Source organism: Arthrobacter sp. ISL-5, from assembly GCF_018613835.1.
Classification (GTDB): Bacteria; Actinomycetota; Actinomycetes; order Actinomycetales; family Micrococcaceae; genus Arthrobacter.
In genome coordinates this window covers 196,397-222,248 of the sequence record NZ_JAGGPM010000017.1, presented here as the reverse complement: position 1 = coordinate 222,248, position 25,852 = coordinate 196,397, and the positions used below count along the sequence as shown (strand labels likewise).

Below are 25,852 nucleotides of genomic sequence, written 5' to 3'. Positions count from 1 at the left end.
TGCGGGCATTAGCTGCCAGTTCGCGCTGGTGTGCTTTGGCCTCAGACGATCGCGGACACCCCCGTGACGGCGCGGCCCACGATGAGCGTGTTGATCTCATGGGAGCCCTCGTACGTGTAGATGGCCTCGGCGTCGGCGAAGATCTTGGCCATCCGGTAGTCGGTGACGATCCCGTTGCCGCCCAGCAGGGACCGGCCCATGGCCACGGTTTCGCGCATCCTGGCCGAAGTGTAGGACTTGGCCAGGGCAACCTGCGCCATGTCCGCCGCGCCACGGTCCTGCAGCTGCGCGATCCGCACCATCATGCCCATGCTTGCCACGGCGTTGCCCAGCATGGTGACCAGCTGCTGCTGGATGAGCTGGAACTTCGCGAGCGGACGGCCGAACTGCTGGCGCTCGACGGCGTACTGCCGGGCGACGTCGAACGCCGCCAACTGCTGCCCCACCGCCTGCCACGCCACCATGATCCGTGACCCGCGGAGCAGGGCGTTGGTGTCCTCGAAGCCCTCGATCCCGGCAAACCGGTCGGCCTCGAGAACGCGGACGTCCTCGAACACGATGTCCGCGTTCTGCACCGTGCGCAGCGCAATCTTGTTCTCGATCCGGCTCCGGCTCACGCCCGGCAGACCGGCATCCACGATGAAGCCGCGGATGGCGCCGTCGGCCTCGTCCCTCGCCCACACCAGCATGTAGTCGCAGAACGTCCCGTTCCCGATCCAGCGTTTGGCGCCGTTGAGCACCCAGCAGTCGCCGCCGTCGTCCGAGGCCCCGGTCAGGCTCGAGATCCGTCGCGCCCGGGTTTCCATGCCGCCGGCGACGTCCGAGCCGTGCCCGGGCTCGGTCAGGGCGAAGGCGCCGGTGGTCCGCAGGTTCGATGCGTCAGCGAGCAGGCGGTTCCGCTGCTCCTCCGAGCCGAACTCGTAGAGCGATTCCACGAAGAGATCGTGATGGACCAGGAAGAATGTGGCGATCGAGGTGTCCACGCGCGTCATTTCCGCGATCACCAGTCCGGCAAACAGATGGCTGTAGCCGCGCTGGGCCGGCGTGCTCAGCTCCAAGGCAGCGAGCTTCGGCAGGAGGTGCGCGGGGAACTCGGCGCGGTTCCACCACTCCCCCGCGAACGGTGCGATCTCCGCGGCCAGGAATTCCCGCAGCTCCTGGAGTTTCCGCTGTTCGGGGACGCTGAGCATCGACTCGTAGTCGAAGAAGTCGGCATCGGGCAGGGCCTCAACCCCGGTGGCCTGCGTCATTTCGGGCCCATCCGGATTGCCCCGTCAAGGCGGATGGTTTCACCGTTGAGCATGGCGTTGTCCACGATGTGCGCGGCGAGGTTGGCGTACTCGGCCGGCCGGCCCAGGCGGGACGGATGCGGCACCTGCTTCCCCAGCGACTCCTGCGCTTCCTGTGGCAGGCCGGCCATCATGGGCGTCTCGAAGATGCCCGGCGCGATGGTCACCACGCGGATCAGCGAGCGGGCCAGCTCGCGGGCCAGCGGCAGCGTCATGGCCGCCACCGCACCCTTCGAGGCGGCATAGGCCGGCTGGCCGATCTGGCCGTCGAACGCGGCGACGGAGGCCGTGTTGATGATGACGCCCCGCTCCTCCCCTCCCAGTTCCGTCACGGCGGGTTCCGTTGCTGCCATCGCCGCGGCGGCCAGCCGGATGACGTTGAAGGTACCGACCAGGTTGATCTGGATGACGCGGTTGAAGGTTTCCAGCGGCAGGACGCCGTCGCGCCCCAGGACTTTCCCGGGCGTGGCCACCCCGGCGCAGTTCACCACGATCCGCAGCGGACCCAATTCTGCTGCGGCGTCGACGGCGGCCTGCACCTGTTGCTCGTCAGTCACGTCGGTGGGAACAAAGACCGCCGTGTTGCCGGCGGCCGTGCCGGCGGGCCCGGCGCTGTCCTGCAGGCCGCCGGCCAGCCCAGCGCTGTCCTGCCCGCCGTTGCCTTTGCCCCGGGCGCTGCCGGCGTTCAGTTCGTCGGCCAAGGCGGCGCCGGCCGAGGACCCCAGATCCGCGAGGACGACCGATGCGCCGGCGTCGAACAGCCTCCGGGCCGTGGCAGCGCCCAGGCCGGACGCCCCGCCCGTGATCAGCGCGACGGAACCCTTGATGTCCATACATCCTCCTTGATGTGGAACCGGCCACCGGCCGCGAACATTAGTTAGTGAATGTTAACTGAAAGCGCACCCGGGCGCACCCTCGCACCTGCGGTGGCGGCCATTCGTTAGGCTGGCACCATGACGCAGCCCGATGCGGAGGCCACCCGCGGAGCCACGGCACATCCGGACCAGCCGCGCCCTGAAGCCGAACCCGGAGACGCCGCGCCCGCGGACTGGGCCATGCGCGCCAACGCGGCCGCCCGCTCGGTCACCGGGCTGTTCGGCCAGCGGCTGTTCTTCCTGCCCGGCACCCACATCGCCGCCATTATCCGGCCCTCCGGCCGCCTGAAAAACCTCGCCCGCCCGTGGCACTACTGGTGGCAGGCGCACTACCTGGACTGCCTCGTGGACACCGGCCGCCGCGAACTCGGGACCGCGGGGCAGCCGCCGGCGAAGTTCGACGGCGAACGCCGCCCCAGCGCGGGCCGGCTCGCTTCGCGGCTGGTCACCGGCATCCGGCTGCGCAACTTCCTGAAGTACGTCAACAGCTACTACGACGACATGGCCTGGCTGGCGCTGGCCACGCTTCGGCTGGAGCAATTGGCGGAGGAGAGCCGCAGGCCCAGCCGGCGGCGCCATGGCCGCATCCGCAAGAGCCTGACGCTGCAGTTCGATTCGGCCTCCACGGACGACCTCGGCGGCGGCACATTCTGGAGCACGAAGAGGGACTTCAAGAACATCCCCGCCACGGCACCGGTGGCGCTGTACTACGCACGCACGGGCAACCTGGCCAGGGCACAGGCCCTGCTGGACTGGCTCGACGCCAAGCTTTTCGATCCCGGCCGGGGTCTCTACCTGGACGGCCTCCGGATCAACGCGGCGGGCGAGGCGGTCCTGGTGGACGCCATCTACACCTACAACCAGGGCCCGGTCCTCGGTGCCCTCCTGGAACTCGGCGGCACCGCCAACCTGGCGCGGGCGGCGGAAGTGGTGGACGCCGTGGCGCGGCAGCTCACCACCCCCGGAGCCGGAGCAACGGCCACCGGCACAACGGGCGCCGGCCACGCAGGCGCCGGCACCTCCGGCCCCGCCGTCCTCCGCTCAGACGGAACGGGCGACGGCGGCCTGTTCACCGGGATTCTGACGCGGTACCTGGCGCTCGCCGCCCGCGACGGACGCCTGCCGGCAGCGACCCGCGCAACCGCCGCGCAACTGGTCACGGACACCGCCGAGGCGTTCTGGGCCGGCCGGAGAAGCATCTCCCCCGACGAGGCCCTGGCGAAACACGGCCGGCCGGACAGCCTGGTCTTCTCGTTCGAGCCGGCACTGCCCGCGAGTTCCACGTACCCGCCGGGCACCGCCGTCGAACTTTCCACCCAACTCCAGGCGTGGATGACCCTCGAATCGGCCGCGGCGATCGCCGCCGGCCCGCGATAGCCCCCGCCGGAAGCCGCCGGCGCCCGCCGGAACCCCGCCGCCACCCACACGCACCCGGCCCAATTACGGCACGCAACAGTTACGTAATTGATGTGATCCTCATCACTTAAGCGCCCCGCGGCTTGGATGCTTAGGTTTGGCTAACCTACAGTTTTCGAAGTGAGCTGCACCTAACTTCCCCAGCTCACCAGGGCCCCGGTCCACCAGACTTTTGCAGAAAGAAGCCCCGATGAAGATCCGCAACAACGCGCTGGCCGGCATCGCACTCGCAGCCACCGCAGCCCTTGGCCTGTCGGCCTGCGGCGGCTCCCCCGCACCCGCCGGTTCTGCCTCCCCGGAAGCCACCAACGGCGAGATCACGGTCTACAACGCCCAGCACGAAAGCCTCACCCAGGAATGGGTAGACGCGTTCACCAAGGAAACCGGCATCAAGGTCACCATGCGCCAGGGCGACGACACCGAGATGTCCAACCAGATCGTCCAGGAAGGCCAGGCCTCCCCCGCGGATGTCTTCCTCACGGAGAACTCACCCGCAATGGCGCAGGTGGAGAACGCCGGACTGTTCGCTGACGTGGACAAGGACACCGTCGCCCAGGTTCCCGAGGCGTTCCGTCCGAGCACCAACAAGTGGACCGGCATCGCCGCCCGCTCCACCGTTCTTGTCTACGACAAGGCCAAGCTCACCGAGGACAAGCTGCCCAAGTCCCTGCTGGACCTGGCCAAGCCTGAGTGGAAGGGCAAGTGGGCGGCCTCACCGTCCGGTGCTGACTTCCAGGCGATCGTTGCCGCCCTGGTCGAGCTCAAGGGCGAGGCTGCGGCCGACGCGTGGCTCAAGGCCATGAAGGACAACGCCAAGGTCTACAAGGGCAACAGCACCGCCATGAAGGCCGTCAACGCCGGCGAGGTCGACTCGGCCCTGATTTACCATTACTACTACTTCGGCGACCAGGCCAAGACCGGCGAGAACTCCAAGAACGTCAGCCAGTACTACTTCAAGAACCAGGACCCGGGCGCCTTCCTCTCGGTCTCCGGCGGCGGCGTGCTGAAGTCCTCCAAGAACGCTGACAAAGCCCAGGCCTTCCTGAAGTTCATCACCGGCAAGAAGGGCCAGGAAGTCCTGCAGAAGGGCACCTCCTTCGAGTACGCCATCGCCTCCGAGGTCCCGGCCAACGAGAAGCTGGTCCCCATCAAGGATCTTCAGGCCCCAACCGTGGACCCGGCCAAGCTGAACTCCCAGAAGGTCACCGAACTGATGACCAAGGCAGGACTGCTGTAATTCTGTGATCACCGATTTATCGGCGCCGGAGACTTCCGGAAGCACGACGACGGCGGGCCGGGGCAAGCGCCCCCGCCCGCCTTTCGGCGTATCCGCCGTCGCCGTCCTGGCAGTGCTGATCGCACTGTTTTCCCTTGTCCCGCTGGGATACGTCGCCTTCATGACGGCCGCAACCGGCTGGGACACGGCGGCAGCGCTGATCTTCCGGCCGCGCGTCGGCGAACTGCTGCTGAACACCGTGCTGCTGATCGTGATCACTGTGCCGCTGTGCCTGGTCCTGGGCGTGGGCGGCGCCTGGCTCGTGGAGCGGACCACGCTTCGCGGCCACAAGATCTGGGCGGTGCTCCTCGCGGCTCCGCTGGCCATTCCTGCCTTCGTGAACAGCTACGCGTGGGTGTCCGCCGTACCGTCGCTCGAGGGCCTGTTTTCCGGCGTGCTGATCGCCACGCTGTCCTACTTCCCGCTCGTCTACATCCCGGCAGCGGCGACCCTCAGCCGGCTCGATCCCGCTGTGGAACAGTCCGCGGCATCGCTGGGGTTCGGCGCGTGGCGGGCCTTCTTCCGCGTGGTTCTGCCGCAGCTGCGGATCGCCATGACCGGCGGCGCCCTGCTGGTGTCCCTGCACCTGCTCGCCGAGTACGGCGCGTTCGCCATGATCCGCTTCGACACCTTCACCACAGCGATCATGGTGCAGTACCGATCAACGTTCAACGGCACTGCCGGAAACATGCTGGCCAGTGTGCTCGTATTCTTCTGCCTCATCCTGCTGGTCCTTGAGGTCCGGAGCCGGGGCAACGCGCGGTACGCACGGGTGGGCTCGGGCGCGCAGGCCAAGGCGCTCAGGCTTCCGCTGCATCTCTACCAGCTCCCTGGCCAGCTGTTCCTGCTTGCGCTCACCGCATTGGCGTTCGGGCTGCCGCTGGTCTTTGTGCTGCGCTGGATCATCGCCGGCGGCGCGGACATCTGGACCGCCGACGAATTCATCCCCGCCCTGCTGCAGACCCTCGGCTACGGCCTGGCCGGCGCCGTGGTCACCACCGTCGTCGCGTTCCCCATGGCGTATCTCGCCGTGCGGCACGCCAGCTGGTTCAGCAAGGCGCTGGAGCTGTCCAACTACGTCACGAGCTCCATGCCCGGAATAGTGGTGGGCCTTGCCTTCGTCACCGTCAGCATCCGGCTGGTCCCCGGCGTGTACCAGACCTCGGGGGTCCTGATCGCGGCCTACGTGCTCCTGTTCCTGCCGCGGGCACTGGTGAACATCCGTGCCGGGCTGGCCCAGGCACCGAAGGAGCTGGACGAGGCGGCGCAGGCCCTGGGCAGTCCGCCGCTGCTGGCCTTCCTCCGCGTCACGCTGCGGCTGACGGCCCCGGCCGCGGCGGGCGGCGCGGCGCTCGTCTTCCTGGCCATCGCCAACGAGCTCACCGCAACGCTGCTCCTCTCCCCCAACGGCACTAAGACGCTGGCCACGGAATTCTGGAGCAAGAGCAGCGAAATCGACTACGCCGGCGCCGCGCCCTATGCCCTGCTGATGATCGTGATCTCGGCACCCATGACCTATTTGCTCTTCCAGCAGTCCAAGAAAGTAGCGGGACAGTGACCGAACAATCCCCGTCCAGGCTCCCGGAACCACGGGTCTCAGCCTCCGTGGCGCCCAGCACCAACAGCCACCTGGAGATCGACTCGGTCACCAAGGACTTCGGTTCCCAGGCCGTCCTCAAGGGCGTCAACCTGTCAGTGGCCAAGGGCGGCACCACCGCCATCGTGGGTCCCTCCGGTTCCGGCAAGACCACGCTGCTCCGCCTGATCGCCGGCTTCGAACACCCCGGCACCGGCACCATCCTGCTGAATGGCAACCCGGTGGCGGGCAACGGCGTGTGGAAACCTGCGCACAAGCGCCACATCGGCTACGTGGCCCAGGACGGCGCCCTGTTCCCGCACCTGACCGTGGGCCAGAACATCGCCTTCGGGCTCAGCGCCGCAAAGCTCGACGGCGGCCGCCGCGCGGTTTCGGCCCGCGTCAACGAACTGCTCGAAATGGTCTCCCTGGACACCGCCATGGCCAAGCGGCGGCCGCACCAGCTGTCCGGCGGCCAGCAGCAGCGGGTCGCCCTGGCCCGCGCCCTGGCCCGCGAGCCCGAACTCATGCTCCTCGACGAGCCGTTTTCCGCCCTGGATGCCGGCCTTCGAGTGGCCACGCGCCGGGCCGTGGCGAAGGTGCTCAACGAGGCTGGCGTGACCACCATCCTGGTGACCCACGACCAAGCGGAAGCGCTGTCCTTCGCCGACCAGGTGGCCGTCATGCGCGGCGGCAAGCTGGCGCAGATCGGTAACCCGTTCGTCGTCTACACCCGCCCGGCGGACCGTGCCACCGCCGAATTCCTCGGTGACGCCGTGATCCTTGACGCCTGGATGGAGGGCTCCCTGGCCACGTGCTCACTCGGCGGCATCCCCGTCCGGCGCCCGCCGGCCCAGGGCCGGGTCCAGCTGATGCTCCGTCCGGAGCAGATCCGCATTGCCGAGGACGGGCCCATCCGCGGAGTGGTGGTGGACACCGACTACTTCGGCCCCGAGACCACCGTGCGCCTGAAGCTGGCCGTGCCGCCGAAGCTCGCCGGAGCGATGAAGGACCACCGCTATCCCGGCGGCGGCGAAGTGATCACCATCCGGCACTGGAACGCGTCCATCGCCCAGCCCGGCACCGAACTGTGCCTGCGCGTGGTGGGCGAAGCGGTGGCGTTCCCCATCGACGCCGACTGAGCCGCTCCCGCTGCCGAGCCCGTTTCAGCTGATTGAGCCTGTCGAAATCCCGGCCTCCGAGGGGCCCGCGTAGGCTTGGGCGCATGAGTGTTCAGCCGGGTCTTCACCGTCAGTACTGTTCAGTTGCCGCTCCCACCCAGCTGTGGCTGGACGCCGACGGCCGGCTCTCCGGAGGCCCCACATTCACGGGACTCCTGCACGGCGACACCCGCATGCTCTGCCGGGCGTCTGTCACCGTCAACGGCATGGAACCGGAACAGGTCTCCGTGGACCCGGCCCCTGGCGGCGTCCTGCGGGTCCGGGGACTCACCAGGGGGGTCGCCGGGCACACGGCGGATCCCGCCGTCGAACTCCTGCAGACCTGGACCGTCACACCCGGCGTGGTCCGGCACGCGCTGCGGATCAGCACGTCCCTCGAGGAACTCGACGTCGAACTCGCCATTGACCTCGCGGCCGACTTCACAGACATGGCCGGCATCCGGCTGAGCCGCTTCCGCGACCCGCAGGACCCCGTAAAAGATGACGCCGTGCTGCGCTGGCACGACGACGGCCGGAACCTTACGGTCTCGGCCCCCGGCAGCACGGGGCCGGGCCAGCAGCTGCTGTGGCGCGGCACCGCGGGCCGCGGCCGGCCCTACGAAGCCGAATGGCAGGCTGTGCTGGATGACCACGGCGGTGCCGTGGTGGCCGCCGCGCCTTCCTCGCTCACGTTTCCGGCCCACGCAGTGCCCTCCGGGCCGCTGCAGACGCTCCTCGAGAATTCGCTGGATGAGCTGGACGGCCTGCGCCTGGCCACGCGCCAGCTGCCCGACGCCCCCTTCATCGCGGCCGGCGCGCCTTGGTACTTCACCCTGTTCGGCAGGAGCTCGCTGTGGACCGCGCGCATGCTGCTGTCCCTCGACGCAGGGCTGGCGGCGGGCACGCTCCGCGTCCTGGCGGAATTCCAGGGCAGCAAGTCCGATCCGGAGGCCGCCGAGGAGCCCGGCAAGATCCTGCACGAGCTCCGCGCCAAGGAGCTAGTACTGGAAAGCGAAGGGCTCCGCCTCCCTCCCCAGTACTTCGGGGCGGTGGATTCCACGCTTCTTTGGCTGTGCCTGCTGGCCGAACTGTGGCACACGGGCAAAGCCGACGACGCCGTCCGTACCCTGCTGCCGAATGCGCGCCGTGCCGCGGCCTGGCTGCTCGCGTCCGCCAATCCCGACGGAACGGCGGGAAGCTCCGGGTTCCTGACGTACCAGGACCCCACCGGCCACGGTTTGAGCAACCAGGGCTGGAAGGATTCGGCGGACGCCATGCAGTTCCGCGACGGACGGCTGGCCGACGGACCCATCGCTTTGGCGGAAGTCCAGGCGTACGCCTACCAGGCGGCCCTGGCCACGGCGGAGCTCTTCGACGCCACCGACGCCGATGCCGGGGCTTCCACCGCCGGTGAGCTCCGGGACTTCGCCGCCGACCTGCAGCAGCGGTTCCGCGAGCGCTTCTGGGTGGAGGACGCCGTCGGAAGGTTTCCGGCCATGGCGCTGGACGGCGGCGGCGTGCCGCTGGATATCCCGGGCTCCAACATGGGCCACCTCCTCGGCACGGGCATCCTGTCCCCGGAGGAGACGCACCTCGTCGCCGCGCGGCTGCTCAGCCCGGAGCTGTTCACCGGTTACGGCATCCACACGATGTCCAACCGGGCGGCCGGATTCTGGCCGTACAGCTACCACTGCGGTTCAGTGTGGAGTCATGACACCGCCATCGCCATCCGGGGGCTCCTTGCCGACGGCTTCACGGCCGAAGCCCGCACGCTCGCGGACGGGCTGCTGACGGCATCGGAGTCCTTCGGGCACCGCCTGCCGGAGCTGTTCGCCGGCGCCCCCGCGTCCCAGTCCGCCGGCCACGCCGTGCCCTACCCGGCGTCGTGCCATCCGCAGGCGTGGTCCTCGGCCTCGGCCGTGGTGGTGGCCCAGGCCCTCGGCGCCCTGGCCTGACCGGTCGCCCTGGCCTGACCGGTCGCCGTGGCCTGACCGGTCGCCGTGTCAGGACCTACCGGGCGGTGGCCAGCAGCGTGTACTTGAAGGATTTCAGGGTGACGTTGCCGCCGGTGGTGGCGGCGTTGACCGTGTGCTGCCCCTCCCGGGGGAACACCAGGGAGGTCAGGGTCTGCTCCCCGCCGTTGACGAACACCTCAACCGAGGAGTAGTCCACGAAGACGGTCAGCTCCACGCTCCCCAGGCCGGGCGCGTTTGAGCCGCGGGCCGGGCTCTGCGCGGTTCGCCGGTCGGTGAAGACCGGGCCGAGTGCCTCCGCACCTGGCACCACCGCCGCCCGGGACAGCGAGGCCGTTCCCTCCGCGAAGTTGTACCCGATGGTGGCGAAGTCCGCCGAGCCGCTGCCGAGCTTCAGGAGAGCCTCCGCACCGTCGTCGGCCTGCGTCCTTTCCAGTGTGACGTCCAGCCGGTAGGCACCGCTGCCGGGGGCGGGAAGGTCCCCCGCGCCCCCGGGAGTGACGGGCCTGCTGTCCGCTGTCTTGGAGTCGCCTTCCAGGGCCGACATGGCGCCGGTGGGCGTCGAGACCAGGGAGGGCCTGCCATGGACGGTCTTGAGGCGGATGTCCCGCACGATCGAGTCGGCGCCGCCCTGCCAGTCGGTGGTCGGCAACTGGCGGGCGTAGGTCCAGTTGTTCATCCAGCCGATGGCGTGCCGGGACGCCGTCCTTTCGTTGTCCGGAAGCCGGGGATCATCCCAGGTGACGGCCGCGTAGAAGTCTGATCCGGCGTCGAGCCACTGATGCTTCTCGTCAGCCGGGGTGAAGGTGGTCCCGTCCCAGGTTCCCGTCCAGTAGGCCACGCCCGTGGTCCGCCCCTCCCCGGAGCCGTTGGCGCTCGCGGCCAGGACCCAGGTGCGCTTGGCCGGGTCGCCGTCGAGGTCCAGCTGGAAGAGATCCGGGCATTCGAGGATTCCCAGGCCCTTGCGCTCGAAGCCGGAGACATAGCGCCAGTCCTTCAGGTCGCGCGAGGTGTAGAGGCCGATTTTCTCGCCTTCGGCCAAGGCCATGACCCACTGGCCCCTGGCCTCGTCTCGGATGATTTTCGGGTCGCGCCAGTGCTCCTTGCCCGGGTTATCCATCACGGGATTCCGGTCGTAGGCCTTGAACGTGTAGCCCTTGTCCGTGGAGTAGAACAGGGACTGGCGCTGGATGCCCTTGTCCTGCTGCGTCATCACAGCCACCACGGCGCCGTTGCCGAATCCTGCCGTGTTGTCGTGGTCCACTACGGCGCTGCCCGTTTCGATGTCGCCCAGGCCGTTCTTGAACTTCTCAATGGCCACTCCCTCGTCCTTCCAGTGCACCAGATCGGTGCTGGTGACGTGGTACCACTCGGTGCCGTTGCCCTCCGGGTGGTCGGCGTTGTACAGGTAGTAGTAGTGCCATACCCCGTCGAGCATGAACGGCCGCTGCGGATCGTTCATCCATTCCTTCGCGGGCGTCAGGTGGTAGCCGGGGCGGAACTGGGAGGCTCCCTCGGGCCTGGTGAACGACTGCTGGTCGGGCGCGGGCGACGACTGGGCCGGTGCCGGCCCGGTCCTCCCCTGCTCCTGCTGGCCGGAGCCGCCGGCCAGGCCAACGGCCGCAGCCACAGCCAGCACCGCCGTGAGGGCCGCCGCCACCGCAATCCAGGTGGCACGCGGGCCGAGCTTGCGTAGGGAAAACCTCTGCATGTCCGCCGATCGTGTTGGGAGTGGCATCAATTTTAGCGCGGCGGAGCTGTCCCTTGCTGTTCTCCGGTTCAGGCCTTTTCTGCTTCAGGCTCCTGTCAGGCCTGCAGGGCGTTTCTTCTGGGGATACGGCGTTTCGCCCCGTGCCAGCATCTCCACGAATCCCGCAATTTTCCGTTCCCGGGTGGACGCCTGTTTCACCGAGTTGGTGCGGTAGATCAGGGCGTAGCGGTTGACGGATGTCAGGACGTCGAACATGGCCTGGGCCTCCGGGACCGCGGCAATCGCGGCGGCAAGATCGGCCGGGACCTCCGCCGACGCCTGCCCCGAATACGCGGCTTCCCAGCGGCCGTCCGCCTTGGCGGCGTCGACGGCGGTCCGGCCTGCCGCCGTCATCCTACCGGCGGCTTCGAGCTTCTCGATGCGGTCCACGTTCCGTGCGGACCAGACACTCTTGGGCCCGCGGCGGGTCATCCGCTGGAAGGAACTGTCGTCGTCGCGCCGTTTGCCCTGTCCGTCGATCCAGCCGAAGCACAGCGCTTCCTGCAGGGCGGCCTCGTAGTCCAGCTCTGTGATGCTGCCGCCCTTCTTGTGCAGGACCAGCCACACGCCCGGACTGGTGTCGTGGTTGTGTTCAAGCCACGTGCGCCATTCAGCAGCATCCTTGACCAGGAGTTCCTCGAGTTCAACAGCCATCCGCCTATTCTGCCCCCGGTGCCGGACGAATCAAGTCATGGCATCATGGCCATGACGGCGCTTTCCGAATCCGAGGAGAACCCATGCTGCGTGCCCGCCCCGTTCATTTCACCTCCCGGATGGAACCGTGGGAGCGGCTCCTCACAGACCTGGGCATGGTCAAGACCCTGGACGACGACTCTTGGAAGGAGTTCGACGCCTGGTCCGGCCGGCTGGCGCTCCAGCACACCCCGTCCGGCACCGCGGACGACGGCGTCACTTCCTTCGGCGTCGAAGTGGGCGATCCCGAGGAGTTCGCCCGGCGCACCAACCTGGCCGGGGCGGAAACGGGAACCACTCCGGCCGAGCTCGTGCCGCCGGATATCGGCGATTCCTGCAGGATCACGGGCGCGGACGGCTTCAGCTTCATGGCGGACAAGGCAGCCCACGACGTCCAGTGCGCCGGCGCGGATCCGGGGCTGAAGGTGGTGGCGGTCTGGTTCACCGAGGACGCGGCTGCGGCGGCCAACACGTTGCGGAGCATCGGCGCCCGGTTCCGCCCCGTCCCCGACGCCGACGAAACGGCCGACTTCACCGCCAAGAACGGCGGGGTGCTCATGGTGCGCCCCGGTTCCGGGCCGGCGCGGTCCGGCTTCGGTTTCGAGTACGACGGCGATCTGGACGCCTTGCGGGACCGGCTCACCGCCGCTGGGCACCAGGTCAGCATGACGGAAGAGGCCTTCGGGCGGACGCTGCACGTGGCCAACCCGGATGCGGCCGGAGGTGCCGCACCGGGTTCCCACGTGCCGTCCACGCTGTGGGTGTCGGCCAGGCGTCCGGTGTAGCTCCGCGGTTCGATGCGTGTTCGTTCGATGCGTGAGATCCCGGCACTCCACAGGCACTTTGGCATCCGCTAAGAGCTGAGATCTCACGCATCGAACGCCGGACGCGTGGGGATGGGGTAGAACTTAACCATGAACGTGCGCACCCCCGACCCCAATCCCGGCTGGCTGTCCGACGAAGACCTGTTCGAGGCCCGCGGAAGGCTTCCCATGGTCTATGTGGAGGCTGTGCCGGTCCGGCTCGATCCCCTCGGGTTTGTGAATGAGGTGGGCACCCTCCTCCAAGCGGACGAGGACGGCACCATGGTCCGTTCCCTGGTCTCCGGGCGCGTGCTCTACCGCGAAACCATCCGCGCCGCCCTGCTTCGCCACATGGAGAAGGATCTTGGGCCGCTGGCCTTTCCGCAGCTGCCCATCAGCCCCGTGCCGTTCACCGTGGCCGAATACTTTCCTGCGCCGTCGCACACCGGCTTCACCGACGACCGCCAGCACGCCGTCTCGCTGGCCTACATCATCCCCGTTACCGGCGAATGCGAGCCGCGCCAAGACGCCCTGGAACTGACGTGGATGACCCCGCAGGAAGTGCTCAGCGAAGGCGTCCAGCTGGAATTCAGCGGTGGCCGCGGGGCTCTGGTTCGGCAGGCCCTGGCCTACGCCGGCGTAGGCAGCTGACGGCCGGGCGTCCGCGCCTCCCCGACTTCGCAGTCACTCCTTTGTAGACTGTTGGGCGGACCGCAAGAGAACTTAAGGACTCCCGATGAACCACCCACCAGCTGCCCAGAACTTCCGCGAACAGCAGGCTGGATCTCTGCAGACGGGCGACCACCTTCTCCTGCCGGACGGCGAGCGGTCCGCGGAAATTCACTCCGTGGAAGTCGAAAACGACGATTTCGGCACTCCCGCGATCGTCCTTGCAACCCTCACCGGGGGCGGCATGCTCCGCATCGCAGCCGGATCCTCGGTCCGGATCGCCGGGCCGCAGCCTGCCTCCGATCAACCCGGCCCGGACGGCTCCCCGCTCACCGCCCCAAAGACCGTCGCCCCGAAGGACAAGGCCCTGGAGAACAGTGCCGGCAAGGACGGCTCCCCCAACGCGTCCGACGCCGGCACTCCGCTTCAGGTGCTTGAGAACCCCGGCGGCGGGGCGGCTGTGCCCGCGGCGCCGGCCGCCGTCGTCGTACCTCCCCTGCCTGCCACGACCCCCGCGGTGATCGGGCCCAGCGCCGACGATCTCGCCCTGATCCCGGAGCCCGCCGGGACCCCCGAATCCGTGGTGGAGGCCGTCGCGGAAGCGCATCCGGATTCCGTGGGCGTGCTGCTTCTGGCCGATAAGCTGGTGAAGGGCATCAACACGAAGTCCGGCAGCTGCCTCAAGGATCTCAGCGACCTCGCGCACGAACTTTTCATCATGCTTAAGGACCCCGATGCCGCGCTGACCGTGGCGGACCTCCTGAACGTGCTGCCCTTCGACGGCAACCCGGGCCGCTGGGCGTCAGTGGAGGCGTCGCTGGCGCTGTCCACCTACATCTGCCGCCAGACGGGGCAGAAGGACCGCGCGGCCGTCTACGAGAAGCTGCTCCGGGCCCGGGAAAACCAGGAAACGGACGCCTTCAAGGCCCGGATGCAGGCCAGGGTGCGCCAGCGGTCGCTGAATGAGCCCAACCTGTACGACAAAGAGATTTTTCGGTCCATGGACAATTCCAACCATGAGGCCGAGCGCGAATGGCGTCGCCTGCGGCTCGAGTCGCTGCTGTTCCTGCGCGCCCACGGCGGGTCGCAGACCATCAATGCCGGGGAGCTGGAACGGCGGATCGCCAATGAACTGGAATCCGTCCGGGCATAGCTTTCCAAGGATCAGGCGCGTGCCCGTGGTGACCCCGTCAGGCGTCCAGGAGATTGCCGTTTTCCTCTAGCCCGGGCTGTGCCGAAGTTGTAGATTCAGGCCATGACAAACAATCTGAGCGTTGTGATCAACTCGGACGCCCCGCAGGTTTGGACAATGCTGCGTGAACCCTCCAAGGTCGCACAGTGGCATGGCTGGGAGGCCGACGACCTCGCGGCGGAAATCAATGAGATCTACTTCAACACCACCGTGGTCGAGGGCGCAGACCACACCACGCTGACGGTCGACGGCGGCGACATCTTCACGCTCAAGCCGGTTCCCACCGGGACGGAGGTCAGCGTCACCCGCGCCGCGATGGACCACAACTCCGAATGGGCCGCCTGGGACGAGGACATCACCCAGGGCTGGCTCACGTTCCTCCACCAGTTGCGGTTCGCGCTGGAGCGGCACCCGCACGGCAAGCGCCGGACCTGCTTCTTTTCGGTGCCGGGCAGCGGAGGCTCGGCGATCGAGAAGCTGGGCCTGAAGGACGTCCCCGCCCGGGGCGAGGATTATTCGCTGACCCTGGCCACCGGCGAGGAAATCTCCGGCAAGGTCTGGTACAAATCGAACCACCAGGTGGGGCTCACCGTGCACAGCTACGCGGAGCACGGCGAGGGCCTGCTGATCGTGGCGGACCAGCCGGTCATCCCGGATGTCAGGCCCGACGGCGGTTCGATGGTGATCCTGTCGACGTACGATCTGGGGGCACACAGCCTGGAAACCATCCGCACCCTATGGGACGATTGGCGCTCTGAGAACTACCCCACATCGGAACCCATCCACTGAGGTTTCACGCAGGGAAGCTGGCACACTTGAACCGTGCCAGCCAATCCTGTACCAGAGCCGCCAGCCCGCCAGTCGGAGTTCTCTTTCCGCGTGGGCAAGCGGCTCACTGAGTCCTGCCGCCCGTCCCCCGAACAGGTGTCAGCCAACGGTGGCGAGTTCCTCGGCAGGACCGGCACCATCACCACGCCGCACGGCGAGATCCAGACGCCGGCCTTCATCGCCGTCGGAACCAAAGCGACCGTGAAGTCGGTGCTGCCTGAGTCCATGGCGGAGCTCGGGGCGCAGGCGCTGCTGGCCAACGCCTACCACCTGTACCTCCAGCCGGGTCCGGAGGTCCTGGACGAGGCCGGCGGGCTGGGCGCCTTCATGAACTGGCCCGGCCCCACCTTCACGGACTCCGGCGGATTCCAGGTGATGAGCCTCGGCTCGGGCTTCAAGAAGGTCATCGACATGAAGTCCGTGGACCAGTCCGGGCCCGATGATGCCGTGGCCGCGGGCAAGGAGCGCCTGGCCCACGTGGACGACGACGGCGTGTGGTTCAAGAGCCACCTCAACGGGGACCGGCACCGCTTCTCCCCCGAGATCTCCATGCAGGTCCAGCACCAGATCGGCGCGGACATCATGTTCGCCTTCGACGAGCTCACCACGCTGCAGAACTCCCGCGGCTACCAGGAGGAGTCGCTGGAGCGCACCAGGCTGTGGGCCCTCCGTTGCCTCGATGAGCACTTCCGGCTCACCTCGGAGCGCGCGGGCAAGCCGTACCAGGCCCTGTTCGGCGTGATCCAGGGTGCGCAGTACGAGGACCTGCGGCGGAAGGCCTGCCGCGACCTCGGCGCGATGGCCTTTGACGGGTACGGGATCGGCGGGGCCCTGGAGAAGGAGAACCTCGGCACGATTGTGCGGTGGTGCAACGAGGAACTCCCGGAGAACAAGCCCCGGCACCTGCTGGGCATTTCCGAACCGGACGACATCTTCACCGCCATCGAAAACGGCGCCGACACCTTCGACTGCGTCTCCCCCACCCGCGTGGCCCGGAACTCGGCGTTCTACACGCCCACCGGCCGGTACAACCTGTCCGGCGCGAAGTACAAGCGCGACTTCGGCCCGCTCCAGGAAGGCTGCGACTGCTACGCCTGCCTGAACTATTCACGCGCCTACATCCACCACCTGTTCAAGGCCAAGGAGATGCTCTCCGCCACGCTCATCTCCATCCACAACGAGCGCTTCGTGGTGAAGATGGTGGACGACGCCCGGCTGGCCATCGAATCCGGGGACTTCTTCGAGTTCAAGGCGGAGACCCTGGCGCGGTACTACACGTAGGGTCTGATGCGCCTCTGGTCGCCGCGCCCTGCCCGCCCCTCTCGGCCGGCCGGCCCCCGCCGGCCGGCCCGCCGTTTCGACGGTTCCCTGCGCGCTCGACGTATCGCCGCGTCGACCACAGCAGGGTACCGTCGAACCGGGTTTCCACATAGCCAACTTGAGGTCTGGAACCCAGACGTGGCGAGGCCGACGCTGGAACCATGACCCAGCCGAAACCTCAGCTTCCCGCCGGCAAGATGTGGCGCACGCAGGAATTGCTCAGCGCCGGCGTTCAGCCACGGGCCATCACCCATTTGGTGCAGAGCGGCGACTTGGTGCGTCCCAGGCGCGGCTGCTACGTCCGCGGGAGCTGGTGGAACGAACTGAAGCCGGGCACGCGCAGCCGTTACCTGATCCACGCCCACTCACACGGGACGCTCACGACGTCGGCCGGCAGCTTTGTCTACAGTCACACCTCGAGCGCCCGCTTGCGCCGGCTTCGCCTGTGGAACGTTGATGACCGGATCCACCTGACCCAGGCGACTTGCCCCTCCGGTATATCCCATGGAGCCGGCGTCGTTGCCCATACCCGCGCCCTGGGGCGGGGCGAGGTTGGCTTTGTGGATGGTCTCCCCTGCACGTCACTCGAGCGGACAGTGGTGGACTGCTGCCTGATGTTCAACCTGCGGCAGTCCGTGATCCTGGTCGATCATGCCTGCCGGCTTGGCGCGGATCTTGAGGTTCTGCGGACCTGCTGCGCCGAACTGGCCGGGCGCAACGGGGTCGCGGCGCTGCGCGGCGCCGTCGAACTGGCGGATCCGCGCTCCGAGTCGCCCGGGGAATCCCTGACCAGGGAACTGCTGCACAGGCTCAAGATCGAGCCGCCCGAGCCCCAGTACGTGGTGCACACTCCGCTCGGCGAGCACCGCCTGGACTTCGCCTGGCCCAAGAAGAAAGTGGCGCTCGAATTCGATGGAAAGGCCAAGTATTTCGACTATCAGCCCACCGGCGAAGTCCTGTTTGCCGAACGCCGCCGCGAAAAGGCACTCATGGAACAGGGCTGGATCTTCGTGCGGATCGAGTGGAAGGACCTGTTCAACGAGGCGGAATTCAAGTACCGGGTGCTCCGGGCGCTCGGCAGAGGGCCGGCCGCCTGACTCCCCACCGTCCCAGTGCTCCCGCCGTTTCGACGGTTCCCTGCCGGGCTCGACGTCTCGCAGCGTCGAGCGGGGGCAGCAACCGTCGAAACGGCGGCAGGTCGGGCGGGAACGTACGACGGCGGGTGGCCGGCTACGCTGCCTGGGTCACTGCCCCGTAGCTCGGCTCGCGCCTCTTGACCCAGCCGATCACCAGCGCCGTCACGGGCACAAAGAGGAACTCCACCAGGGTCTTGTAGAGGAAGCCCGCCACGACGTAGTTCACGAACATGCCGAAGTCCGTGATGCCGATGACGGACGCGGCAATGCTGCAGAAGATCAGCGTGTCCACGAACTCGCCGGCCACCGAGGAGCTCATGATGCGCGCCCAGAGGGACTTCTCGCCGGTACGCGCCTTCATCCTGACCAGGATCCAGGAATTGATGGTCTGGCCGGCCAGGAACGCCAGCAGGGAGGCCAGCACGATCTGCGGAACCGGGCCGAGCGCACCCTCGAGGGCTGCCTGCTTGGAGGCGCCGAACTCATCGTCGAAGCCAGGCAGCGCGATGATGATCCAATAGCAAATGGAGGCAAACACCGAGAGCGCGAACGTGGTGATGATGGCCTTGCGCGCCACCTTGAAGCCGTACACCTCGCTGATGACGTCACCCAGGATGTAGGCCAGCGGGAACAGGAAGAAGCCGCCGTCCGTGACGATCGGGCCCAGCACCACGCCCTTGGAGGCGCCGATGTTGGAGAGGATCAGCACCACGGCCATGACGGCGAGCATGATGCCGAAGTAGGGCGAGCCGATTGAGGCAAACCTGGGCGCAGCTGCGGCCGGAAAAGTCTTGGCGGAAGTCATGGATGTTCCATTCATAGTGGTTCGCTCGGTTGCCCGCGTCCTGCCAGAGGAACACGCGGTCAGCCGGCTGTATTAGCACTGGACGGTCCGCTGCGGACTGGCCGCCGGAACCGCCCTCCATTCTCTCACCCGGGGCGCCGTCCCGGACCCGAAGTCCGGAAGCCGGCCACCAGCCGTCGCCCTCGCCCATTTCGATGGTTCCCTGCCGCACTCGACGCTTCGTAGCGTCGTGTGCGCAGGGAACCGTCGAAACGGCGCGCGGACCTAGCCGCGAGTGGCGTCGATGAGGTCCTTGTCGTCGTCCCTGCGGCCAGCGTCCGTGCCGCCGTCCGCGGCAACAGCTGGCGACCAGGCATCGCCCTGCTCGCGGTCCAGGTGCGTCACCTTCTTGTTCTTCAGCGCGAAGACATAGACCAGCAGGGAGATGGCGATGGCCACCGTGACGTAGGTGAAGAACAGGTCCACGCGCTCGGCCTTCTGGAACGCGGCACCCAGGAGCGGAACCGTGCCGCCGAAGAGTGAGTTGGCGATCGCGTAGCCCAGTCCGACGCCCAGCGCGCGGATGGAGGCCGGGAACAGCTCGGCCTTCACGAGGGCGTTGATGGACGTGTAGCCGCCCACGATCAGCAGGCCGCCCATCATGAGCAGGAACGCGGTGAACGGATCCTTGGTGCCGGCCAGGGTAGACAACAGCGGCCAGGTGAACAGGACGCCGGTGATGCCGAACCAGAGGAGCAGCGGCTTGCGGCCGACCTTGTCCGAGATGATCCCGTAGACGGGCTGCAGGAGCATGAAGATGAGCAGCGCCCAGAAGTTGATCACCGAGGTGTCGGTCTTGGCGATACCCGAAGTATCGTTCATGAACTTCAGGATGAAGTTGGTGTACGTGTAGAACGCCACAGTGCCGCCGAGGGTCACACCGATGCAGATCAGCAGCGGCTTCCAGTGCTGGGTGAACAGCAGCTTCATGGTACCGGGCCGGGCCTCGCCGGCCACGACGGGGGCCTTGGCGGCCTCGACCTGCTCCGCGGACACGGTTTCTTCCATGGAGCGCCGCAGCCACAGGACCACGAGTGCGGCCACGCCGCCGATCGCGAACGGAATGCGCCAGCCCCACTCGGTCAGATCACCCTTGGGCATGGCGTTCTGCAGGATCACGAGGACCAGCAGGGCCAGCATCTGGCCGCCGATCAGGGTGACGTACTGGAAGCTCGAAAAGAAGCCGCGGCGCTTGGAGGTGGCGGCCTCGGACATGTACGTGGCGCTGGTGCCGTATTCGCCGCCGACCGAGAAGCCCTGGATCAGGCGCACGAGGATCAGCAGGAGCAACGCCCAGACGCCGATCTGCTGCGTGGTCGGAAGGATGGCGATGGCGAAGGATCCGGCGGACATGAGCGTCACGCTCAGCGTGAGCGCGGCCCTCCGTCCCTTGCGGTCGGCATAGCGGCCGAAGAACCAGGCGCCGATCGGGCGCATCAGGAACGACGTCGAGAAGACGGCCATCGCCTCAAGGCCGGCCTGCAGCTCGTCCTTGGAATTGAAGAAGTGGGACTGGAAGTAGGCTGCGAAGACTGTGTAGACGTAGAGGTCGTACCACTCCACGAGGTTGCCTGCGGAGCCCTTGAGGATGTTGCTCACGGCCCTGCGGGTCTGGGCTGCCTCATTCTGGGTCACGGCTTGCTGGGTGCTCATCGATGAACCTTCCTTGACGGCGCCGCCACCGGCGACCGTTCCGGGCGTACTTTCGTGCTGTCCATGGCAACTTTGCTCATGGCTCCTCCTCGACGTTGACAGTCCCCCTGGAACAGCAGAGGACCCGATCCAAACTATTCGTGATTCAGGGCACAACCAACGGGGACGGGGATTTCCTAACACTTCCTTAGGTTTTCCCGCCCTGCTCATCCCGGTGCTGGCCTCAGCGCAAGCATCAGCGCAAGGCAAAAAATCGGGAGAAGGGGTAATCTCCAAAGCGGGCAGCCGGATGCGGAGGCCCGACCAGCGACAAAGGGACCAGGCCATGGAAGTGCTCATCGTCGAGGACGACGACGCCATGGCAGCCGCTCTTGACGCAGCGGTCGTCTCCGCAGGCCATAGGGCAACCAAGGTGTCCCGGGGAGCTGACGCCCTCTTGGTCCATAGGAAGTTCGAGATAATCCTTCTGGACTTGGGGCTTCCGGATATTGACGGCCTCGAGGTGCTGCGGAAGCTTCGCCAGGTCACGCCGTGTCCCATTCTGATCCTCACCGCCCGCGATGATGAGCGGAGTGTGGTGCTGGGGCTGCGGTCCGGCGCCGATGACTACCTCGTGAAGCCGGTAAAACTCGTTGAATTGCTTGCCCGCATCGAAGCTGTCACCCGGCGCGCCGGCCGTCCCGGCGGGAAGATGCAACAAAGCATTGTGCTGGGAGACCTCGAGGTCGACGTCGACCGGCGCGTAGCGGCACTCGGTTCACGCGTACTGCCCTTGACGGCCACCGAATTCGATCTGCTCGCGCTGTTGGCCCGCCACGCCGGTTCCGTAGTCACCCGGGAACAAATCCTGGACGCGTTGTGGGGTGATGCGTTTCTCGCATCCTCACGATCCCTGGACGTGCACCTGACGGGGCTGAGAGCCAAACTGCAACTGCCCGGATTCATCATCAACGTCCGCGGCGTCGGTTATCGGATCGAGGCAGATCCTACGTGAAACTGCGTGTCCTGGGCGTCCTCAGCCTGCTGTCCGTACTCATGGTCATCATCGTCTCCAACGCCATCCTGATGTCCGCCAGCCGTGAGCTCACCCAAGAGCTCCAGATCAGCCGGGTGGCAGCGCTCAACCGGTTCGCACAGGTGGCATACGACGCCGCACTGGACGGCGACTCCACCCAGCTACAGAGAGAGATGGACAGGTACTCCGCGCTTTACGAAGAGGGAGTTCTGATCCGGCTCCAGCAGGGCACCTTGCGCTCCGGCGGCCTGACCGAGGACCGGGCAGATGTCCGGGACGCAGTGGCGAGGGCGAACCTGAACCTCAGCGACACCACGCTCACCCCGCTGCAACCCTTCGGAACCGGTTCTGAAGTGATCTCCCGGTCCTTTGGAAGCGCCAGCCAGGTCCTTGGCGAGGCCGTCCTCGAAGTCAACGTGGAGGCGGCCCGGCAGAAACTGCGGGAGCGGTGGCTCGTCGTCGGCCTTGCGGCGTCCGCGCTCGGGACGGTGCTCCTCCTAGGTGCGGCGCGGGTGACCAGATGGGTGCTGCGTCCCGTCCATCGCCTGAATTCGGCGGTGACCGAACTCGAAACAACGGGCCGGACGAGTCATCTTCCCGAGGACGGCCCGCCGGAACTGAGGCAATTGAGCCGTTCCTTCACGACGATGGCGCGAACCGTCAGTGAAAGTATCGATTCCCAACGTCAGCTGATAGCGGACACGTCCCATCAGTTGCGCAATCCCGTGGGCGCGCTGCGGTTGAGGATCGATTTACTGCAGCTGGAACTGCAGACGGCCCGGGAACAGGCTGCGGCAGCAGGAGTACTGACAGAACTTGAACGCGTGGAGGAGATCCTGGACGGGGTACTAAAACTGGCGGCGGCTGAGCATAGGGCCTTCGAGGATTCTGCACGCAGCGCACTTGGCCCCGCTTCCGGCGGGAACAAGGCCCTCATCGATCCCTACCCGGTTCTGCAGGAAGAAGTCGAACGGGCAGGGCCCGCCGCCCAGCGCGCCGGAGCCTCAATCCTGCTCGAGGGACCACCCGCTCCGCCAGTGCAATTGGCCTGTAACGCCGCCGAACTCGCCCAGATGGTGGGGGAACTTCTCAACAACGCGATCAAGTACGCCCCGGGCGCCCACATTTCCGTGGCCGTCCGCGAGCACTCAGGAGCGGTGACAATCGAAGTGTCCGACGACGGTCCGGGACTTTCGGCGGAGGAAAGGGCTGCGGCCACGACCAGGTTCTGGCGGTCACCGCGGAACCGGGAGATTCGCGGCAACGGCCTGGGCATGACCATCGTCGACAAGCTTGCGGGAGCCAATGGAGGTCGCCTGCTGCTGGCGGAACAGTCACCCCACGGCCTGATTGCATGCCTCGAGTTTCCCTCCACGGTGACCCCACCCGGTCAGGAGCATCCGCATGGCTGACTTCACCGCCGCCCAAGGACTTCCGCCGCGGAGGACCGCCCTTAAAGCCGGCCTGGCCGCGGGCCTGGCCGGCGTACTCCTGCCATCTCTTAGTGCATGCACATCGGAGAACCGTCTGAGCACGGTCACCGTGGCAGGGGGTGAGCAGGGAGGCTTCTACCTTGAGTTTTCAACGCTGCTTGCAGAGTCCCTTCAGCGTCATGGGGTAGCTGACAATGCCGTGGCGCTGACCACCGGGGGCAGCCTGGACAATCTGGAGCACCTTCTGACCGGCAAGGCCACCTTCGCCGTCGCGCTGGCAGACGCAGCGGCGCAGCAGCGGGCAGCCAAAGGCACATCAAATGTCGAAATTGCCGCCCTCGGAAAGGTATATGAAAACTACGTCCACTGCGTCGTCCGGAAGAACAGCGGCATCCGGGACTTCACCGAACTTGCCGGGAGGACCGTCGCCGTCGGCCAGCCCGGCTCGGGGACTTCGCTGATTACTCCCCGCCTCATCGACGCTGCCGGGCTGAACTCCTCCCCTGCCGGTGCCGGTGCCCGGGAGAAGACGGTCACCGTCATGAACCTCGGGCTGAACGATGGGCTTGACGCGCTCCAGGGCGGATCAGTGGACGCCTTGTTCTGGTCCGGAGGAGTGCCTACAGCCGCTATCGCTGCCACCAACAAAGAAGCCGGGCTCCGATTTCTCGACCTCTCTGCATTGATCCCGGCGATGCGGACACGTTACGGCGTCTTCTACGATCGAGTGCTGATCCCCGAGGGCGGCTACGAAGGCATTCCGGCTGTGTGGACGGTCGGCGTGGCCAACCTGCTCCTGTGCCGAAACGATCTGGATGACGGCACCGTGAAGAGGACCGTCGAACTCCTGGTGGACCATGCCCAGGAGCTCATCCCGCGGTCCAGTCTCGGGGTGCAGTTCCTGAGCGCGGAATCGCTCATCAACACGGCGGGACTGCCACTGCATCCCGCAGCTGCGGCTGCGTACAGGACGCTGCACGGCTAGCCTTCGGAGGCGTCGACGGCGGCCGCCTACCCTCAGCTGGGATCCGCCACCGTCCCCATGAACAGCGGCAGGCCTGTCTCGACGTGGATGATCTGATAGTGGAACGGCCGGTCGAACTCGATGGTCCGGTCAGGCTTCGGGGGTGCGCTGGTGACCCTGCCGTTGATCTGGGTTACCGCAGCCGCCACCGTGCCCTTCTCTGCGACGGTGATGTTGGCTGCCTGCGCGGCCTGCGTGATCATCAGGCCCTCCTGGATGGCGTCGAAGTCTGTAGTGGTGCTGAGGGTCTTCTGCAGTCCCATTGCACCCAGGACCTTGCGGAGGTCGAAGCTGCACTTGTGGTCCCACCGCGGCAGCTGGATCTGGACCGTTTCCTGCCGAGCGGAATCCATGGTTCCGGCGATCTCAGCCAGAGTTTCCGCACTCAGCACCGTGCCTGTGCCCTCGCCTGTGCCCTCGCTGGCCACGGGGTCGGGCAGGACCAGCCGCATCACGAAACCTTCGGCATAGGGAAGGTCCACGCCCCGCCATCCCTGGCCTTCCGCGTACTTCATGGGCAGCAGGTTATGCATGGCAGGAGCGGTGATCGCCTTGCCCTCGGCCGTGGTGAACGGCAGGTCAGAGGTGTTGCTGGGATCGAACGGAACACTCCATGCAGCGGCGAAGTACAACGCGTTGAGGAGGCTGAAGGTGTTTCGGCGGTCGTATTCCGCGGGAGCTTCCTTGATCCGGCCGCCGGTGTTCTTATCCACCCATGCGTCGATGGCAGGTTTGGTGGCCGCCTCGTCGCTGAAGTCCACCGGGTACACACCCGTGCCGTACTGCCGGGCCAGCGTGTCAAGGTAGGCCGCACCGGTGGTGACTCCCTTGTCCACAAACAGGCCGTTCGCCGGGTGCATGACCGGCTTCCGCGGAGGGTTCCCTTCATCAACGGAGCCGGGGTCGCCGTCGAACTTTTCCAGGGACGCCAGCAGCGCGTTCGTGGCTTCATCGCGGTGTGTGGCGGGAAGCCCGAGGGCGTGGTCCATCTCGGCAGCCGCCTCCCCCGACGCACCGGCACGCAGCATGGCGAGGGCAATCAGCAGGCTGCCCGGCGAGGAGACAGTGTTACCGTTGGCGCCGTCGCCGCCGTCGGCCAGCAGCGCCTCCCCGAGTGTCAGGGCGGAGTCCCGGAGGGACCGCAGCTCCGCGTCGTAGCCGGCGAGCTGCACCGAAACCCGTTCGACGCCGTCGGCCTTCAGGAGTCCGGGCTGCGGCGCAGAGCACGCTGTCAGCGCCACCACCGCAGATACCGCCACCAATTTAGCCACTCGAATCCTGTTCATTGCCGCCCCTCAGACAAACCGCGGAAAACCGCCTATCCACAGTCAACCAGCAGGGTCTGACAGTATCGATGCCTGTCCGGTCACGGTTTGTTGTCGTTTCGGTCTCGCGCTCCGACGCTCTCTCACTATTCGCAACGTTTTCGCTAACGCTCGCTCACTTCCTGCACGTTCCGGGTCAACGCTCTCTCTGGCGTTGCGCCGCCGGCGTATCCTCGAGACACACCGGAAGCGGAGCAAATCTGCTGCCAGCGGGACCCGGTTCCGGAGGAGCGATCGATGGCGCAGCAGTTCACGACCGTAGACGAGTACATCGCGTCGCAGCCCGACGAGGTGCAGCCGATCCTTCAGGCGATCCGCGCCCATGCCCATACGGCGGTGCCCGGCGCCGGTGAGATGATCAGCTACGGCATCCCCACCATCACACTAAACGGGCGCTACGTGGTGTATTTCGCCGCCTGGAAACACCACGTCTCCGTCTACCCGGTTCCCCACGGAGATGAAGCGTTCGAACGGGAGATCGCACCGTACCTGGCCGCCAAGGGCACGCTGAAGTTTCCCTTGGGGAAGCCCGTTCCCTACGAACTCATCGGCAAGGTGGCGGCAAGGCTGGCGGCCGAGAGGCACGGCGTAAAGTAAAACGC

22 protein-coding genes are annotated in these 25,852 nt (G+C 66.9%); 15 read left to right on the top strand and 7 right to left on the bottom strand.

All coding sequences use genetic code 11. The features are described 5' to 3' along the window. Window positions 1-41: 41 nt before the first annotated feature. Window positions 42-1,250, bottom strand: coding sequence for an acyl-CoA dehydrogenase family protein (locus J7I89_RS09920; protein WP_214969536.1), 1,209 nt, complete (start codon window positions 1,248-1,250; stop codon window positions 42-44). After that, on the bottom strand, window positions 1,247-2,122 hold the full coding sequence (locus J7I89_RS09915; RefSeq protein ID WP_214969534.1) for an SDR family NAD(P)-dependent oxidoreductase: 876 nt from the start codon (window positions 2,120-2,122) through the stop codon (window positions 1,247-1,249). Before J7I89_RS09915 ends, J7I89_RS09920 begins: the two co-directional genes overlap by 4 nt. Before the next feature lie 222 nt (window positions 2,123-2,344). On the opposite strand from J7I89_RS09915, the gene J7I89_RS09910 reads away from it, so the two are divergent. From J7I89_RS09910 to J7I89_RS09890, 5 genes are all read left to right on the top strand, one after another. After that, complete coding sequence (locus J7I89_RS09910; protein WP_251045135.1) at window positions 2,345-3,541, top strand: glycoside hydrolase family 76 protein; 1,197 nt, start codon at window positions 2,345-2,347, stop codon at window positions 3,539-3,541. 229 nt (window positions 3,542-3,770) lie between these two features. Continuing rightward, window positions 3,771-4,817 (top strand): iron ABC transporter substrate-binding protein, encoded by a 1,047-nt coding sequence (locus J7I89_RS09905; protein ID WP_214969531.1) that lies wholly within the window; start codon window positions 3,771-3,773, stop codon window positions 4,815-4,817. Between the two features lie 4 nt (window positions 4,818-4,821). Continuing rightward, complete coding sequence (locus tag J7I89_RS09900; RefSeq protein ID WP_214969529.1) at window positions 4,822-6,414, top strand: iron ABC transporter permease; 1,593 nt, start codon at window positions 4,822-4,824, stop codon at window positions 6,412-6,414. Beyond that, on the top strand, window positions 6,411-7,574 hold the full coding sequence (locus J7I89_RS09895) for an ABC transporter ATP-binding protein (RefSeq protein ID WP_214969527.1): 1,164 nt from the start codon (window positions 6,411-6,413) through the stop codon (window positions 7,572-7,574). The genes J7I89_RS09900 and J7I89_RS09895 overlap by 4 nt, the downstream gene beginning before the upstream one ends. A gap of 83 nt (window positions 7,575-7,657) precedes the next feature. Further along, entirely contained in the window at window positions 7,658-9,547 is a 1,890-nt protein-coding gene (locus J7I89_RS09890) for a glycogen debranching N-terminal domain-containing protein (protein WP_214969525.1), read from the top strand. Between the two features lie 55 nt (window positions 9,548-9,602). On the opposite strand, the gene J7I89_RS09885 is transcribed toward J7I89_RS09890, so the two are convergent. Then, window positions 9,603-11,276, bottom strand: a complete 1,674-nt coding sequence (locus tag J7I89_RS09885) for a glycoside hydrolase family 32 protein (RefSeq protein ID WP_214969524.1) — start codon at window positions 11,274-11,276, stop codon at window positions 9,603-9,605. Between the two features lie 84 nt (window positions 11,277-11,360). After that, a complete protein-coding gene (locus tag J7I89_RS09880) occupies window positions 11,361-11,969 on the bottom strand; it encodes a YdeI family protein (protein WP_214969523.1) in 609 nt (202 codons plus the stop codon). An 83-nt stretch (window positions 11,970-12,052) separates the two neighbouring features. Here J7I89_RS09880 and J7I89_RS09875 point away from each other — a divergent pair, with 83 nt between their 5' ends. The 6 genes from J7I89_RS09875 (at window position 12,053) to J7I89_RS09850 (ending at window position 17,917) form a co-directional block, all read left to right on the top strand. After that, a complete protein-coding gene (locus J7I89_RS09875; RefSeq protein ID WP_214969522.1) occupies window positions 12,053-12,793 on the top strand; it encodes a VOC family protein in 741 nt (246 codons plus the stop codon). A 129-nt stretch (window positions 12,794-12,922) separates the two neighbouring features. Next, complete coding sequence (locus J7I89_RS09870; protein ID WP_104140364.1) at window positions 12,923-13,462, top strand: NUDIX hydrolase family protein; 540 nt, start codon at window positions 12,923-12,925, stop codon at window positions 13,460-13,462. An 85-nt stretch (window positions 13,463-13,547) separates the two neighbouring features. Beyond that, complete coding sequence (locus tag J7I89_RS09865) at window positions 13,548-14,633, top strand: DUF6707 family protein (RefSeq protein ID WP_214969520.1); 1,086 nt, start codon at window positions 13,548-13,550, stop codon at window positions 14,631-14,633. Window positions 14,634-14,735: 102 nt separating this feature from the next. Further along, window positions 14,736-15,461 carry an SRPBCC domain-containing protein gene (locus J7I89_RS09860; RefSeq protein ID WP_214969518.1) on the top strand — a complete coding sequence of 242 codons (726 nt, stop codon included), beginning with the start codon at window positions 14,736-14,738 and terminating at the stop codon, window positions 15,459-15,461. A 33-nt stretch (window positions 15,462-15,494) separates the two neighbouring features. Beyond that, the gene (tgt, locus tag J7I89_RS09855) at window positions 15,495-16,781 is read left to right on the top strand and encodes a tRNA guanosine(34) transglycosylase Tgt (RefSeq protein ID WP_214969516.1); all 1,287 of its coding nucleotides are present in this window, start codon (window positions 15,495-15,497) and stop codon (window positions 16,779-16,781) included. A 200-nt stretch (window positions 16,782-16,981) separates the two neighbouring features. Continuing rightward, window positions 16,982-17,917 (top strand): type IV toxin-antitoxin system AbiEi family antitoxin domain-containing protein, encoded by a 936-nt coding sequence (locus J7I89_RS09850; protein WP_214969514.1) that lies wholly within the window; start codon window positions 16,982-16,984, stop codon window positions 17,915-17,917. A 133-nt stretch (window positions 17,918-18,050) separates the two neighbouring features. On the opposite strand, the gene J7I89_RS09845 is transcribed toward J7I89_RS09850, so the two are convergent. After that, complete coding sequence (locus J7I89_RS09845; RefSeq protein ID WP_214969512.1) at window positions 18,051-18,761, bottom strand: queuosine precursor transporter; 711 nt, start codon at window positions 18,759-18,761, stop codon at window positions 18,051-18,053. Between the two features lie 264 nt (window positions 18,762-19,025). Continuing rightward, on the bottom strand, window positions 19,026-20,453 hold the full coding sequence (locus J7I89_RS09840; protein ID WP_214969510.1) for an MFS transporter: 1,428 nt from the start codon (window positions 20,451-20,453) through the stop codon (window positions 19,026-19,028). 325 nt (window positions 20,454-20,778) lie between these two features. Between J7I89_RS09840 and J7I89_RS09835 the strand changes: the two genes are divergently transcribed. Genes J7I89_RS09835 through J7I89_RS09825 form a run of 3 tightly spaced genes read left to right on the top strand, consistent with a single transcriptional unit; the run spans window position 20,779 to window position 23,886 of the window. After that, complete coding sequence (locus J7I89_RS09835) at window positions 20,779-21,447, top strand: response regulator transcription factor (RefSeq protein WP_214969508.1); 669 nt, start codon at window positions 20,779-20,781, stop codon at window positions 21,445-21,447. Further along, complete coding sequence (locus J7I89_RS09830; protein WP_214969506.1) at window positions 21,444-22,880, top strand: HAMP domain-containing sensor histidine kinase; 1,437 nt, start codon at window positions 21,444-21,446, stop codon at window positions 22,878-22,880. The genes J7I89_RS09835 and J7I89_RS09830 overlap by 4 nt, the downstream gene beginning before the upstream one ends. Beyond that, on the top strand, window positions 22,873-23,886 hold the full coding sequence (locus J7I89_RS09825; protein WP_214969504.1) for a TAXI family TRAP transporter solute-binding subunit: 1,014 nt from the start codon (window positions 22,873-22,875) through the stop codon (window positions 23,884-23,886). Before J7I89_RS09830 ends, J7I89_RS09825 begins: the two co-directional genes overlap by 8 nt. Window positions 23,887-23,918: 32 nt before the next feature. Here the strand turns inward: J7I89_RS09825 and J7I89_RS09820 are convergent, their stop codons facing one another. Continuing rightward, a complete protein-coding gene (locus J7I89_RS09820) occupies window positions 23,919-25,211 on the bottom strand; it encodes a serpin family protein (RefSeq protein WP_214969502.1) in 1,293 nt (430 codons plus the stop codon). A 276-nt stretch (window positions 25,212-25,487) separates the two neighbouring features. Here J7I89_RS09820 and J7I89_RS09815 point away from each other — a divergent pair, with 276 nt between their 5' ends. Continuing rightward, the gene (locus tag J7I89_RS09815) at window positions 25,488-25,847 is read left to right on the top strand and encodes an iron chaperone (RefSeq protein WP_214969500.1); all 360 of its coding nucleotides are present in this window, start codon (window positions 25,488-25,490) and stop codon (window positions 25,845-25,847) included. Window positions 25,848-25,852: the final 5 nt, after the last annotated feature.